We start from the raw sequence: 13,367 nt of genomic DNA, 5'->3' as shown, positions 1-13,367 counted from the left end.
CCGTCCCTTTCAGCCGACGAGCCGCAGCGGGGCCGTCTCGGCGATGCCCGCGAAGAGGTCGTTCTCAGGCAGTTCGGTGTGCACCCGAGTGCGGGCGAGGTGGAAGTCCTCGGTCGGCCACGCGGCGCGTTGCACGTCCGCCGGGAAGACGAACCAGAAACCCCGAGGATCGATCTGGCTCTGGTGGGCGCGCAGGGCGCGCTCCTTGGTCGCGAAGTGCTCGCCGCACGGGACGCGGGTGGTCACCGGCAACGTGGGCCACGGGTCGTGCGCGAGCAGCGTCTCGACCTCACCCGCCCACGACGGCGGGCGCTCCACCGCGGCGTCCAGCAGCGCGGCGAGCCGCGCCGGGTGCAGGCCGACGTGGAAGTACAGCTTGCTCGCGAGCCACGCGGGACCGTGCTCGGGAAAGAGGTCGGGGTCACCCGCCGCGTCGAACGCCTCGACCGCGGCCCGGTGGCACATCACGTGGTCCGGGTGCGGATAGCCGCCGGTGCGGTCGTAGGCGAGCACGACGTGCGGCCGGAACTCACGCATGACCCGGACCAGCGGCGCCGTCACCACGTCGAGCGGCTGCCGGGCGAAGCACCCGTCCGCCTGCTCAGCCAGTCCGGAGTCGGCGAACCCGAGGAGCTGGTGGCGGACACCGAGCAGCTCGCACGCCCGCGCCAGTTCGGCGCGGCGCAACGAGCCCATGTCGTGCTGCCCCGGAGCCATCTCCGGGTTCAGCACGTCGCCCTGTTCGCCGCCGGTGCAGGTCACCACGAGCACCTGCGCGCCGTCCGCCGCGTACTTGGCCATGGCGGCCGCGCCCTTGCTCGACTCGTCGTCGGGATGGGCGTGCACGGCCATCAGCCGAAACCTGTTGTCGTCGTCGTTCGTGCGCAAGAGTCACTCCCCCATGAATCCGTGCTCGATTCATGGACATCCTGACCTCGCGGCACCACATTCCGGCACCCCTAGGGTGCCCCTGGAATGCGCTCGGCGCGGACCCTTAAAGGGTCATTCGAAACGCGCGGTCAACGCACTCACCACGCGGGGCGCAGCGGCGGCAGATCCGTTCCGGCGAGTTCGCGAATCAGCCGCGACAATGCCACCCGCAGCTCCATCAGGCTTTCCTCGCCCAGCCGTGCGGACAGCTCCGCCTCGAGCTTGTACAGCACCTGTCCGGCCACGGCCATGTGTTCGTCGGCTTTGCCGGTCAGCACCACCAGCCGGCGGCGGCCGCCCTCGGGATGGTCGACCCGGCTCAGATAACCGCGCTGTTCGAGGTCCGCGACCATCTGCCCGGCCGCCTGTTTCGTGACCCCCAGGCGCTCCGCGAGCTCGGTGCTCGTCGCACCCCTGCCGCGCAGAGCCTGGAACACCGCTCCATGCGCGGGCCGCAGTTCAGCGTAGCCCTCAGCGTCGAGGCGCCGCACGAACTCGGCCACCACGAGCTGGAACGCCATGCCGAGCACGAAGGTCAGCTCGGTGCGGGCTAGGGGGTCGTCGGGGTGCACCTGACAATATTGACACAAGTCGTGGCAAGTCGCTTTACTCACTTTGTGACCAACACCTCCAAAGCGTGAATCTTCAGTCACGCACCGTCACACACGTGGATGACTCGAGAACGACCCCTGTGATCGCATGAGCATCCCCTCCGGGCCCGCGAACCATGGCTACGCTCGCGCTCGGCACATCTTCGGAATCGGCACCGCCAGGGGAGCGAAGCCGAGTGCTCTGGGGCGACGAAGGACGCAGCCGCCGCGTCCACACGCGATGGGGGAAATACTTCGCGATGAACCTTGTCGAACGAGAAGACTTACTCGGTGAATTAGAGAACGCATTCACACGATCGCTGATGAGCGACGGCCGCACGGTGCTCATCAGCGGACCGCCGGGAACGGGCAAAACCGCCCTTTTGCGGACTGCGGGCGCGATGGTGGGCATGTCAGACACCTTGCTGCTCCGGGCCACCGCGTCGCGCGGTGAGCAGAACGTCGCGTTCGGCGTGCTGAGCCAGCTGTTCACGGGCATCGAGCTGTGCGGCGAACGCACCCAGTTGCTGCACCAGCTGCTGGAGATCGGCGCGCTGAGCGCGGAGATGAGCGACGCGCCGCAGAGCGCTCCCGTACCGCGCCAGGTGCTCCACGGAGTGCTGGCGATGGTGCGCCACCTGGCCGGGTGCAGCCCGGTCGTGATCGAGATCGACGACGTGAACCACGCCGATCCGGCGTCCCTGTGCTTCCTGCTGTACCTCGCCCGCAGGCTGTCCTCGCTGCGCGTGCTGCTCCTGCTCACCGAGTCGGCCGAAGTTCTGCCCGCCTACACCGGGTTCCGCGCCGAGATCGCCGAGACCGCCGACGTCCTGCACCTCGTCACCAGGACGCTCTCCCCGGCGGGCGTCGCCGAGCTCGCGGGCGAGCGCACCAGCCGCCACGCGTCGGCCGCCGACGACATGGTCCGCCTCACGGGCGGAAACCCCTTGCTGCTCAACGCGTTGCTGCACGACCGGAGCGCCGGCGACCAGGTGCGGGCGGGCGACGGTTTCCGGCACGCCGTGCTCTCCTGCGTCGCGCGCTGCGGCCCGGTCGCGACCCGCGTCTCCCGCGCGCTGGCCGTGGCGGGCGAAGCGGTGTCCGCCGACGCGCTCGCCGGTCTGCTGGACCTCCCTGCCGCCGGCACGACGGCGGCGCTCGGCACGCTGACCGACGCGGGCCTGGTGTGCGACGGCCGGTTGCGGCACGACGAGGTCCGGTCCGCGGTGATCGACGGCATGCCGACCGACGAGCGCAAGTCGCTGCACGTGGCGGTCGCCCGGCAGCTCGACACGACGAACGCGTCGGCGTCGACCGTCGCGAGGCATCTGCTCGAAGGCGAGTCGACCGCGGTTCCGCACGCGGCGGCCCAGCTCCAGGAGGCGGCGGGCCAGGCGTTGCGGGACAACGACTTGAAGCTCGCGATCCGCTTCCTGCAGCTCGCGTTGCGCGCCGAGCCGGACGACGAGCGCCGCACGACGATCATCAGCACGCTCGCCATGGCGAAGTGGCAGGTCGATCCCGGCTCGGTGCACCAGTATCTGCCCCACCTGGTCGACTCGGTGCGGGCCGGCCGGATCAAGGGCCAGGAAGCGTTGGACGCCATCGGTTATCTGCTCTGGCACGGCAGGCTCGACGAGGCCGCGGCAGCGCTGACCGCCCTCGGCCACGACGACGAGCTCGACACGACGCGCTGGCTGTTGTCGTGCACCTACCCCGAACTTGCGGGCGTCGAGGACGCCGATCGCTCCATCGAGCGGATCGAGCAGGTCCTGGAAACCGTGGCCCAGCGCGATTCCGCGAGCCCGGTCGCCATCGCCGCCCTCGCCGCGCTCATCTACGCCGACCGGCTCGACTGCGCCGCGCGCTGGTGCGACCGGCTGCTGCGGCAGGCCCAGGACCACAAGCGCCCCACCATGCACGCGTTGTTCGCCGCCGCCAAGGCCGTCATCTCCGTGCGGCGCGGTGACCCGGTCGCCGCCCAGCGCCGCGCGCACGCCGCGCTGGCGCTCGTGCCCCCGAAGAGCTGGGGCGTCACGGTGGGCGTGCCGCTCGCCGCGATGGTCCAGGCCGCGACCGCGATGGGCAGGCTCGAGGAAGCGGCGACGTACCTCGCCGTGCCCGTGCCGGCGAGCATGTTCCGCACCACGTACGGACTCCATTACCTGTGCGCCAGGGGTCAGTACCACCTCGCGACCGGCGCCGCCGCCGAGGCACTCGCGGACTTCCGGCGGTGCGGTGAGCTGACGGCGGCCTGGCGGCTGGACGCGACCGTGATCGTGCCGTGGCGGATCGGGATCGCGCAGGCGCACCTCGGCCTCGGCGACCACGCGGCCGCGGATCGTGTGCTGCGCGCCGAGGTCGAACATCCCCGCCCACGGCCGGGAAGCCCGCGCGACCGGGGCGTCGCCCTGCGGCTGCTCGCCGCGCGCGCGACCGGACGGCGGCGCCTCGACCTGCTGCGCGAGTCGGTGCGGGTGCTGCAGGGGTGCGGTGATCGCGTGGATCTCGCGCACACCCTCGCCGCGTTGAGCAAGGCCCACCACGAGTCGGGCGATCTGCGCGAAGCCCAGCTGCTCGCGCACCGCGCGCACCGGCAGGCCCAGCTCTGCGGCGTGGAGCCCGTTCTGCTGGAGCTGCCGGCCGAACTCGTCCCCGCCGAGCCGGCGCGACGACGCATGGATGTCGCAACCACCAACGGAACAGGCCGGGGCACCGCACCGCTCGACTGTCTCACCGACGCCGAGCAACGGGTCGCGTTGCTCGTGCGGGAGGGCCACACCAACCGCAAGATCGCCACGAAGCTGTACCTCACGGTCAGCACGGTCGAGCAGCACCTGACGAGGATCTACCGCAAGCTCGACGTGCGGAGCAGGCGGGATCTCGCCGAGGTGATCGGCGAACAGCCGAAGGTGCCGGCGCTGTGAGCGGGCGGAGGCAGCAGCGAACCCCGGCGGTCCTCCGCCGGGGTGAGTGCCTTTCACAGACCTGTTTCGAGCCATTTCAGCGCCTCGCCTCGCACGGCCGCGGCCAGCTCCGGCCGGTCGTCGCCCGGCAGGTCCTGGGCGAGCTCGTGACCGTCGAGCGCCAGCAGGTAGGAGAGAAATCGGTAGGACGGCCGGTACTTCTCCAGGTCCTCCGGCCGGATCTCCGGCGCCGTGCCGGGAATGACGGGCACGAGCGCGTCGCGTTGGTAGATCGACTCGAACCGCACGATGCGCCAGCCGTCCGGCGTGCGCCGCGCTCTGGTCAGCAGGCGCGCGTAGGCCGTGTTGTCCACCTCGACGCCGGCGACCCGGCGGCGCAGCTCGACGGCGATGTCGGTCTCGGCGATCGCTCGATCTCCGTTGCTCCGCACCAAGGACGGCCACAGGCGATGCCGCCCGGTCAGTCCACTTCGGGCGATGCCGCGGGACCGTTCGACGAACTCGGCACCGCTGCCGTGGAACCAGCTGATGTGCACAACGGAATCGGGGGCGTATGAAGCAGCCATCTCTTCCCAGCGCTCGTGGTCACGCGCATCGCGTTCGAACCGCACGAGCTCGGCCACCGCGAGGCGGTCGAGAAGCGGGGCGGCAGTGTCCTGCCGCCCCACCTCAAGGGGACCAGTCACCAGGTCACCGGCAGCGAGTAGAGACCGAACAGCAGACCGTCGGTCTTGAACTTCAGCGAGGACACCGGCTCGGCGAGACGCAGCCCGGGAGCCTTGCGCAGCAACGTGGTGTACGCGATGTCGAGCTCCAGCCGGGCGAGGTTCTGCCCGATGCACTGGTGGATGCCGTAGCCGAAACCCACGTGCTGGCGCGGGTTTCGCCGCACGTCCAGCGTGTCCGGGTCCGGGTACACCGAACCGTCGCGGTTCGCGGCGGCGCCGAGGGCGATCAGGCCCTCGCCCGCACGGATCACGGTGCCGCCGATCTCGATGTCCTCGGTCGCGGTGCGGAAGAGCGCCATGTCCGCCACGGTCAGGTAGCGCATCAGCTCGTCCACGGCTCCCGGAACGAGCGAGAAGTCGTTGCGCAGCAAGTCGAGCTGGTCCGGGTTCTCCAGCAGCACGGTGATGCCGAGCCCGATCATGCTCGTCGTGGTCTCGTGCCCGGCGTTCAGCAGGATCTGCGCCGTGCTGATCACGCGCTCGCGGTCGTACTCGCCGGCTTCCTGGTACCGCACCACGAGCCTGCTGAGCAGGTCGTCGCCCGGGTCGTTCTCCTTGGCGATGATGAGGTCGTTGAGGAACGCGCGCAGTTCGCCGATCGCGGCGCCGATCTGCTGCGGGGTGCTGTCGCCGTGCACGATGGTGTCACCGATGCGGTGGAACGTGCGGTGGTGCTCGAAGGGCACGCCGAGCAGCTCGCAGATCACCAGCAGCGGCACGGGACGCGCCACGGCCTCCATGAGGTCGGCCGGTCCGCCGCCCGCGAGCATCTTGTCGATGTGCTCGTCCACGATCTCCTGGATGCGGGGCCGCATGCCCTGGATCCGCTTGACGGTGAACTCGGCGGTGACGTGCCTGCGGTGCTCCGTGTGGTCCGGCGGATCCATCGCGATGAGCGGCCGCGACCTAGGGTCCATCACGGACGGCGGTACCGGGATCAGCCGGGGGCAGCCAGGCAGCGTGCGGTCGGAGCTGACCCTCGGGTCGGCGAGGATCTGACGCACGTGCTCGTGGCTGGTGATCAGCCACGCGGGCGCGCCGTTGCGCAACGTCACGCGCGAAATGGGTTCCTGGTCCCGCAGCTCGCCGTACTGCGGCGGCGGGTCGAACGGGCACTTCCCCGTCCGTTCCATCGGGAACGTGGGCAGTTCGGTCATCGCGGGTCCCCCTGGTTCGTGGTGGTCGAAGAGAAAGGGGCCGCCGGCACCGAGGCCGGCGACCCCACGCGCTCACTGAGCCCAGGGCAGCGCCTGGCGAACGTCACTGCCGGGCGCGCCGGCCTTGCCGTTCGGCAGCATGGCGACGATCGCCTGACCCGGTCCCTCGATGACGCGGAACTGGCGGGCCTCGTTCGCCTCCAGGACGACGGTCTGACCGACGGTGGCCTTCACCGTCTCGTCGCCGACGGTGAACTGCCAGGTGCCCGCGATGAACGTCCAGATCTGGTCGTGGTCGATCAGGTGCAGCGGCGAGTCGACGTCGGCGGCCATCTCGACACGCCACGTGCTGATCTGGTTGCTGCCCTGGCTCGGGGCCGCGAGACCTGCCATGAGGCCGGCCGGCGTCCGAGTCGTCCGCTCTTCGGTCTCGCTGATAACACGCATTTCAACTCCAGTGTCAGGTCGGTTTACTCGTCTGATTAAACCCGCTTGACTCACCTGTGTCAACCCGCTTTACTAACCACCGAAGCAACCCAGAGGAAGTGCCACGACATGCAGTTGGTCAGCGAAAGCCCAGCCCGTACTCACACCACACCGATAGCCACGATGTTCGGGCTCGCGGCGCCGAGCCAGGGCAGCTCCGAGCTGAGCACGTGGCGCATCCGGATGGAGTCACCGCATTCCCCTCCCCCGCACTCGATCGATCGCGACCAGGTGTGGATGCCCACGTCAGGAGCGTTCTCCTTCACCGTCGACGGCGAGACGACCGTCGTGCGGCCCGGCCAGGCACTGCTCGTGCCCGCGGGGTCGGAGCGCCAGTTCCACGCCGTGGAGCACGGCACCGAGGCATTCGTCTGCATGAGCCCGGGAGGCCGGGCCACGATGATCTCCACCGGGGTCGTGTACGACCTGCCGTGGACCGAGTGATTGAAATGTCCACACCGAACAGTCGAGGACTGGCGATGACCAACACTGAACTCAGCCCCGGACGGCGCAAGGCCGTCCTCATTCTGCTGGCACTGACCGGTCTGGTCGTCGTAATGGACCTGACCATTCTGAACGTCGCGCTGGACACCATTCAGCGCGACCTGGACGCCTCGACCGCTGGTCTGCAGTGGGCGCTCGACTCCTACCTGATCACGTTCGCCGCGTTCATCTTCACGAGCGGTGTCTGCGCCGACCGGTTCGGCCGCAAGAAGACCCTGCTCGCGGGCATCGTGATCTTCGGTGTCGCGTCGGCGTTCGCCGCGTACTCGGGCACGATCGGCGAGCTGATCCTCTGGCGCGCCGTGATGGGTGTCGGCGCCGCGGTCGTGCCGACCGTGACGCTGGCGATCCTGATCAACGCCTTCCCGCCGGCCGAACGCCCGAAGGCGATCGGCGCGTGGGCGGGTGCGGCGGGCGTCGCCATCGCCGTCGGCCCGCTCGCGGGTGGCCTGCTCCTGCAGTCGTTCTGGTGGGGTTCGGTCTTCCTGATCAACGTGCCGCTGGTCGTGATCGGTGTCGTGCTGATCGCCTGGCTGGTGCCGGAGTCCCGCAACCCGCAGAACACCAAGTTCGACCCCGCGGGTGTGGTGCTGTCGATCCTCGCCGTGGGTGCGCTGGTGTACGGCATCGTCACCGGCGGCGAGCGCAACGACTGGCTCGCGCCGCCCGTGATCGGGTCGCTCGTCGCCGGTGTCGCGCTCATCGCGCTGCTCGTCGTCGTGGAACGCCGGATCGCCACCCCCGCGCTCGACGTGAAGCTGTTGAAGGAGACCAAGTTCACGGCGGGCACGATGTCGATCGCACTCGCGTTCTTCGCGATGATCGGCGCGCTGTTCATCACCTCGCTGTACTTTCAGGCGGTGCACGGGTTCTCGCCGCGCACGGCGGGTCTGCTCATGCTGCCCATGGGCGTCGGCACGGTGATCATGTCGACGCGCAGCCCGAAGCTCGCCATGAAGTTCGGGCCGAAGGCGGTCGTCATCGGCGGTTCGCTCGGGATGGCCGTGGCGTTCGCCGCGTTCAGCGTGGTCGGCGCCGACACGAACATCTGGGTGCTGGCGGCGGTCCAGCTCGTCTACGGCCTGGGCTGGGGCTGCATCACCGCCCCGGCGACGGCGGCGCTGATGTCCGTTGTGCCGCCGGTCAAGGCGGGTGCGGGCCAGGCGGTGTCGGGCACCGTGCGGCAGGTCGCGGGCGCGCTCGGTGTCGCGGTCGTCGGCAGTGTGCTCGGCGTCGTCTACCGGACGACCATCGGGTCCACTGTGGACGTTCTGCCGGAGGCGTCGCGTGACGCCGCGGCCGGCTCGCTCGGTGCCACGCTCCGCGCGATCACGGCGGCGGGCGGTGACCCGGCGACGTTCGGGGCGCTGCGCACCGAGGCGCTCAACGCCTACCTGTCCGGCATGCAGGTGACGATGCTGCTCTGCACGGCTTTCTCGCTCGGAGCCGCGTTCGTCGCGCTGCGCTGGCTGCCCGGCAAGCCTCCGGCCGCCCCCGTGGCAGCGGCGGCGGCACCGGCGGCCGCCGCACCGGCCCGGTAGTAACAGCACGAAACGCGGGCCGCCGATCCACGATCGGCGGCCCGCAGTCGTCTTCGTCCGTCTCACCAACGCACCAGCGCGAGGCCGAGTGCCATTCCCCCACCGAACGCGGTCAGCAGCACGTCGTCGCCCCGTGCGATCTCACCGCGTGCGGCGGCGAGCGTGACCGGAATGGACGCGGCGCCGGTGTTCCCGAATTCGCGGACCGTCTCGTGCATTCGCGCGTTCGGCAACCCGATCTCCGTCGCGAGCTCGCCGAGCATGATTCGGTTGGCCTGATGCGGAATGAAATGCCGGACCGCGTCGGCCCGCACCGGAAGATGTCCGATGAAGTCGTGGACGGCCCCCGGAACCTCCTGTTTCACGAATTCCCGCACCGCCCGGCCGTTCATCTGGAAGTAGTGCTCGCCGGCGAGCAGCGACTCCTTCGACGGCGGAATGCGGCTGCCGCCCGCCGGCACCCCGATCAGCTCGCGGTGGCTGCCGAAGCTGGCCAGCCGCACGCCGTGGATCGCGCCGGTGGCGGACGGCCCGAGCACCACCGCGCCCGCGCCGTCACCGAACAGCACGGCCGTGCGCCGGTCCGCCGGGTCGATGATGCGCGAGTACACGTCGACGCCGACCACGAGCGCGAACCCGCCGTCGGCGACCATGCGCCGGGCGACGTCCAGCGCGAAGACGAACCCGCTGCACACGGCGTTGACGTCGAACGCGGCCGCACCGTGCGCGCCGATCCGGTGCTGCAGCACGCAGGCCGTCGGCGGCTGCGGTGAGTCGGGCGTCGACGTCGCCAGGACGATCACCGACACGTCGGCCGCCGTGATCCCGGCGTCCTCCAGCGCCTCGGCGCACGCGTGCGCGGCGAGGTCCGACGCGGCCTGGTCCTCGTCGGCGAACCGTCTGCTGAGGATGCCTGTGCGTTCCTCGATCCAGCCGGGCGGCACCCCGGCCGCCGCGGCCACCTCCTCGTTCGACACCACGCGCGGGGGCAGGTAGCTGCCGCACCCGATGATGCCGACCGGATTCCGATTATCGCCCTCCGCCCAGGTGGCAAGAGCGCAGCCACAATGGCAGGATTCGTCGGCGACCATCAAAGGTCCTCCTGACCGTACGCGGATATATGTCCGCTGGAAGGCTATGTTGCCCGATTTCCGCTGGACACCCCTCAACACCGCCCCCTTAAGGGTCGGCCGACTGTTAGGGGTCCTCGGCGAATTGTTCGCTCGTTAACATCGGAGCGTGCAGCAGATTGTCGACGCAATGGTGTCCGATGCCGCGAGCCACGAGGACTTCGCCGCGCTCGCCGTGCCCGATCACTACCGCGGCTGCCTCGTGCGCGAGGACGAGTCCGCCATGTTCGAGGGGATGGCGAGCCGCGACAAGGACCCCTCGAAGTCGCTGCACGTCGAGGACGTCGCGACGCCGCAGCTCGGTCCGGGCGAGGCGCTGGTGGCGGTCGCGGCGAGCGCGATCAACTTCAACACCGTCTGGAGCGCGCTCTTCGAGCCCGTGTCCACCTTCAAGTTCCTGAAGAGGTACGGCCGCACCAGCGAGTGGGCGGCGCGCCACGACCAGCCCTACCACGTGCTCGGCTCCGACCTGTCCGGCGTGGTGCTCCGCACCGGTCCTGGCGTCACGAGGTGGCGTCCCGGCGACAAGGTGGTCGGCCACTGCCTCTCGGTGGAGCTCGAGTCTCCCGACGGCCACAACGACACGATGCTCGACCCCGAGCAGCGGATCTGGGGCTACGAAACGAACTTCGGCGGCCTCGCCCAGCTCGCGATCGTCAAGGCGAACCAGCTGATGCCGAAGCCCCGCCACCTCACGTGGGAGGAGGCAGCCTGCTCCGGCCTGGTGAACTCCACCGCGTACCGGCAGCTGGTGTCCCGCAACGGTGCCGGCATGAAGCAGGGCGACGTGGTGCTGATCTGGGGCGCGGGCGGTGGCCTCGGCTCCTACGCGACCCAGCTCGCCCTGAACGGCGGCGCGATCCCGGTCTGCGTGGTGTCGAACGACGCGAAGGCGCAGATCGTCCGGGACATGGGCGCCGAGCTCGTCATCAACCGCGCCGAGGAGGACTACGCCTTCTGGACGGACGACGACCGGCAGAACCCCGCGGAGTGGAAGCGTTTCGGCGCCCGCATCCGTGAGCTGACCGGCGGCGAGGACCCCGACATCGTGCTGGAGCACCCCGGCCGGACCACGTTCGGCGCCAGCGTCTTCGTCACGCGCCGCGGCGGCACCATCGTCACCTGCGCGTCCACGTCGGGCTACCAGCACGAGTACGACAACCGCTACCTGTGGATGAACCTGAAGCGGATCGTCGGCACCCACTTCGCCAACTACCGCGAGGCGTGGGAAGCGAACAGGCTGATCTGCAAGGGACTCGTCCACCCCACTCTGTCCACAGTGGTCGGATTGGACGACGCGGGCGCGGCGACCGCCGCGGTGCACCGCAACGAACACACAGGCAAGGTCGGGGTGTTGTGTCTCTCACCGGGCGAGGGGTTCGGCGTGGAGGACCACGAGACGCGGGCCCGGCTGCTGCCTGAGATCACCAGGTTTGCTGTGCAGTGCTAGTTCACGAGTAACCAGTACATCAAGGGCGCTCCCCCCCGGAGGGAAGTGCCGGGGCACAGCGCTAGTTCACGAGTAACCAGTACATCAAGGGCGCTCCCCCCGGAGGGAAGTGCCGGGGCACAGCGCTAGTTCACGAGTAACCAGTACATCAAGGGCGCTCCCCCCGGAGGGAAGTGCCGGGGCACGTGCCGTACCAACAGGGGGAAGCGTTATGGAGGAACGACGAACAGTCATCGGCGTGATCGGCGGCAACGACGACTGGGTGCTCGACGCGGTGCGTGGCACCGACCATGAGGTGATCACGGCTGAGCACGACCTGGACGCCCTCGTGCGGGCCGACATCGTCATCGACACCACGCCGGACGTCCAGCACGAGAAAGCCGCGCTGCTGCAACGCCTGGACGCCATCTGCCCGCTGGACACGCTGCTGGTGACGATGATCTCCACGTCGTCGGCCGAGCACCTGGCCGCGCTGTCGGGCCGGCCGTCCCACGTGGTCGGCCTGCGCGTGCCGCTGCCCCCACCGGCGGGCACCGGGGCGGAGCTGCTGCTCACCCCGATGACGTCCACCACCACCGCCGGGCGCGCCTCCGTGCTGCTGAAGTCGCTGGGACTGACCGAACTCACGATCGGCGCCGCCACCGCGTCCGCCATCCGCGAACTGGTCTTCAGCTACCTCAACCGCTCCGCCGCCCTGCTGGAGGAGGGCTACGCGAGCCGCGAGGACATCGACACGGCCATGCGTCTGGGCTGCGGCCTGCCGTCCGGCCCGCTGGAGCTGCTCGACCACATCGGTCTCGACACGGCCCACGACCTGATGATCGACCTGATGGACCGCACCGGCGACAAGTCGTTCCACCCCACCGGTCTGCTGAGCTCACTGGTCGACGCGGGCCACCTCGGCCGGCGGACCGGGCGCGGGCTGCACAGCTACGACGACCAGGGCAACCGCTCGGATCCTGGCCGCGACGCCAGTCCGCTCGACGTCCAGGTGCGCCGGGTGGGCGTGGTGGGCGCGGGCACGATGGCGTGCGGCATCGCCGAGGTGGCGGCGGCCGCGGGCATGACCACGATCCTGGTTGCGCGTGACCGCACCAAGGCTGGCCGTGCCCTGGAAACGCTGACCGCCTCGCTGACGAAGTCGGTCCGCCGCGGTCGCATCAGCGTGCAGACCAAGCAGGCGGCACTCGACCGGTTCGAGGCGACCGACGACATGGAGGCCCTCGCCGACTGCGATCTCGTGATCGAGGCGGTGGCCGAGAACACCGCGGTGAAGCGCGCCGTCTTCACCGCGCTCGATCGCACCTGCAAGCCGGACGCCGTGCTGGCCACCACGACGTCCAGCCTGTCCGTCACGACGTGCGCCTCGGCGACCGAGCGCCCGCAGTCGGTGGTCGGCCTGCACTTCTTCAACCCGGCGACCGCGATGAAGCTCGTCGAGCTGTCCTGCACCGACGCGACCAGCGACCAGGCCGCGGCGGTCGCCCGCGCGTTCTGCCGGCAGACCGGCAAGACCTCCGTCGACTGTCACGACCGGGCCGGCTTCATCGTCAACTTCCTGCTGTTCCCTTACCTCAGTCGCGCGATCGGGCTGCTGGAAGCGGGCGACGTGACGGTCGCCGAGGTGGACAGGTGCGTCGAGCAGGCTTTCGGTTATCCCATGGGGCCGTTCAAGTTGCTCGACACCATCGGGCTCGACGTCTCGCTGGCGATTCAGCGGCGGCTGCACGAGGAGTTCGGCACCGCGGAACACGCGCCGTCGCCGGTGCTCGAGGCGATGGTGGCGGCCGGGTGGCTCGGCCGGAAGAACGGCAGGGGCTTCACCACGGCCCCGTAGGTCGGCCGAACCACTCTCAATCCGCTCAAAGCCCACTCGAGGAACGCCGTCCGCGCACTCCCCCGCGGCTATGTTGGCGCTACCGCA

Annotated in this window: 11 protein-coding genes; 5 read left to right on the top strand and 6 right to left on the bottom strand. The window is 69.8% G+C overall.

Translation table 11 applies throughout. The features are described from left to right. Positions 1-9: 9 nt before the first annotated feature. Both mca and ACIA8G_RS27495 read right to left on the bottom strand, forming a co-directional pair. The gene (mca, locus tag ACIA8G_RS27500) at positions 10-888 is read right to left on the bottom strand and encodes a mycothiol conjugate amidase Mca (RefSeq protein WP_396421548.1); all 879 of its coding nucleotides are present in this window, start codon (positions 886-888) and stop codon (positions 10-12) included. Positions 889-1,028: 140 nt separating this feature from the next. After that, positions 1,029-1,502, bottom strand: coding sequence for a MarR family winged helix-turn-helix transcriptional regulator (locus ACIA8G_RS27495; RefSeq protein ID WP_396421547.1), 474 nt, complete (start codon positions 1,500-1,502; stop codon positions 1,029-1,031). 155 nt (positions 1,503-1,657) lie between these two features. Here ACIA8G_RS27495 and ACIA8G_RS27490 point away from each other — a divergent pair, with 155 nt between their 5' ends. Next, the gene (locus ACIA8G_RS27490; RefSeq protein WP_396421546.1) at positions 1,658-4,447 is read left to right on the top strand and encodes an AAA family ATPase; all 2,790 of its coding nucleotides are present in this window, start codon (positions 1,658-1,660) and stop codon (positions 4,445-4,447) included. A gap of 53 nt (positions 4,448-4,500) precedes the next feature. Here the strand turns inward: ACIA8G_RS27490 and ACIA8G_RS27485 are convergent, their stop codons facing one another. The 3 genes from ACIA8G_RS27485 to ACIA8G_RS27475 all read right to left on the bottom strand — a co-directional run bounded on the left by ACIA8G_RS27485 (position 4,501) and on the right by ACIA8G_RS27475 (position 6,779). Further along, the gene (locus ACIA8G_RS27485) at positions 4,501-5,133 is read right to left on the bottom strand and encodes a nuclear transport factor 2 family protein (RefSeq protein ID WP_396421545.1); all 633 of its coding nucleotides are present in this window, start codon (positions 5,131-5,133) and stop codon (positions 4,501-4,503) included. Next, positions 5,130-6,332: a cytochrome P450 gene (locus ACIA8G_RS27480; RefSeq protein WP_396421544.1), complete on the bottom strand. Its 1,203-nt coding sequence runs from the start codon at positions 6,330-6,332 to the stop codon at positions 5,130-5,132. The genes ACIA8G_RS27485 and ACIA8G_RS27480 overlap by 4 nt, the downstream gene beginning before the upstream one ends. A 72-nt stretch (positions 6,333-6,404) precedes the next feature. Continuing rightward, entirely contained in the window at positions 6,405-6,779 is a 375-nt protein-coding gene (locus ACIA8G_RS27475) for a cupin domain-containing protein (protein ID WP_396421543.1), read from the bottom strand. 162 nt (positions 6,780-6,941) lie between these two features. On the opposite strand from ACIA8G_RS27475, the gene ACIA8G_RS27470 reads away from it, so the two are divergent. Together ACIA8G_RS27470 and ACIA8G_RS27465 are read left to right on the top strand one after the other, a co-directional pair. Continuing rightward, on the top strand, positions 6,942-7,262 hold the full coding sequence (locus tag ACIA8G_RS27470) for a cupin domain-containing protein (protein ID WP_396421542.1): 321 nt from the start codon (positions 6,942-6,944) through the stop codon (positions 7,260-7,262). A gap of 35 nt (positions 7,263-7,297) precedes the next feature. After that, entirely contained in the window at positions 7,298-8,863 is a 1,566-nt protein-coding gene (locus ACIA8G_RS27465) for an MFS transporter (protein ID WP_396421541.1), read from the top strand. 62 nt (positions 8,864-8,925) lie between these two features. On the opposite strand, the gene ACIA8G_RS27460 is transcribed toward ACIA8G_RS27465, so the two are convergent. Beyond that, a complete protein-coding gene (locus ACIA8G_RS27460; protein WP_396421540.1) occupies positions 8,926-9,954 on the bottom strand; it encodes a 3-oxoacyl-ACP synthase III family protein in 1,029 nt (342 codons plus the stop codon). Between the two features lie 169 nt (positions 9,955-10,123). Here ACIA8G_RS27460 and ccrA point away from each other — a divergent pair, with 169 nt between their 5' ends. Both ccrA and ACIA8G_RS27450 read left to right on the top strand, forming a co-directional pair. After that, positions 10,124-11,443 (top strand): crotonyl-CoA carboxylase/reductase, encoded by a 1,320-nt coding sequence (gene ccrA / locus ACIA8G_RS27455; RefSeq protein ID WP_396421767.1) that lies wholly within the window; start codon positions 10,124-10,126, stop codon positions 11,441-11,443. Between the two features lie 211 nt (positions 11,444-11,654). Further along, on the top strand, positions 11,655-13,280 hold the full coding sequence (locus ACIA8G_RS27450) for a 3-hydroxyacyl-CoA dehydrogenase family protein (RefSeq protein WP_396421539.1): 1,626 nt from the start codon (positions 11,655-11,657) through the stop codon (positions 13,278-13,280). Positions 13,281-13,367: the final 87 nt, after the last annotated feature.

The sequence above is a fragment of the Lentzea sp. NPDC051213 genome, from assembly GCF_044455585.1.
Lineage (GTDB): Bacteria > Actinomycetota > Actinomycetes > Mycobacteriales > Pseudonocardiaceae > Lentzea.
The sequence above is the reverse complement of the archived record's forward strand: the minus strand, read 5'-3'. Positions and strand labels throughout refer to the sequence as shown.

Coding starts and splice junctions, on each gene's coding strand:
- ACIA8G_RS27490 (WP_396421546.1), top strand. CDS start 1,658: ATGGCTACGCTCGCGCTCGGCACATCTTCGGAATCGGCACCGCCAGGG.
- ACIA8G_RS27480 (WP_396421544.1), bottom strand. CDS start 6,332: ATGACCGAACTGCCCACGTTCCCGATGGAACGGACGGGGAAGTGCCCG.
- ACIA8G_RS27475 (WP_396421543.1), bottom strand. CDS start 6,779: ATGCGTGTTATCAGCGAGACCGAAGAGCGGACGACTCGGACGCCGGCC.
- ACIA8G_RS27470 (WP_396421542.1), top strand. CDS start 6,942: ATGTTCGGGCTCGCGGCGCCGAGCCAGGGCAGCTCCGAGCTGAGCACG.
- ACIA8G_RS27465 (WP_396421541.1), top strand. CDS start 7,298: ATGACCAACACTGAACTCAGCCCCGGACGGCGCAAGGCCGTCCTCATT.
- ACIA8G_RS27460 (WP_396421540.1), bottom strand. CDS start 9,954: ATGGTCGCCGACGAATCCTGCCATTGTGGCTGCGCTCTTGCCACCTGG.
- ccrA (WP_396421767.1), top strand. CDS start 10,124: ATGGTGTCCGATGCCGCGAGCCACGAGGACTTCGCCGCGCTCGCCGTG.
- ACIA8G_RS27450 (WP_396421539.1), top strand. CDS start 11,655: ATGGAGGAACGACGAACAGTCATCGGCGTGATCGGCGGCAACGACGAC.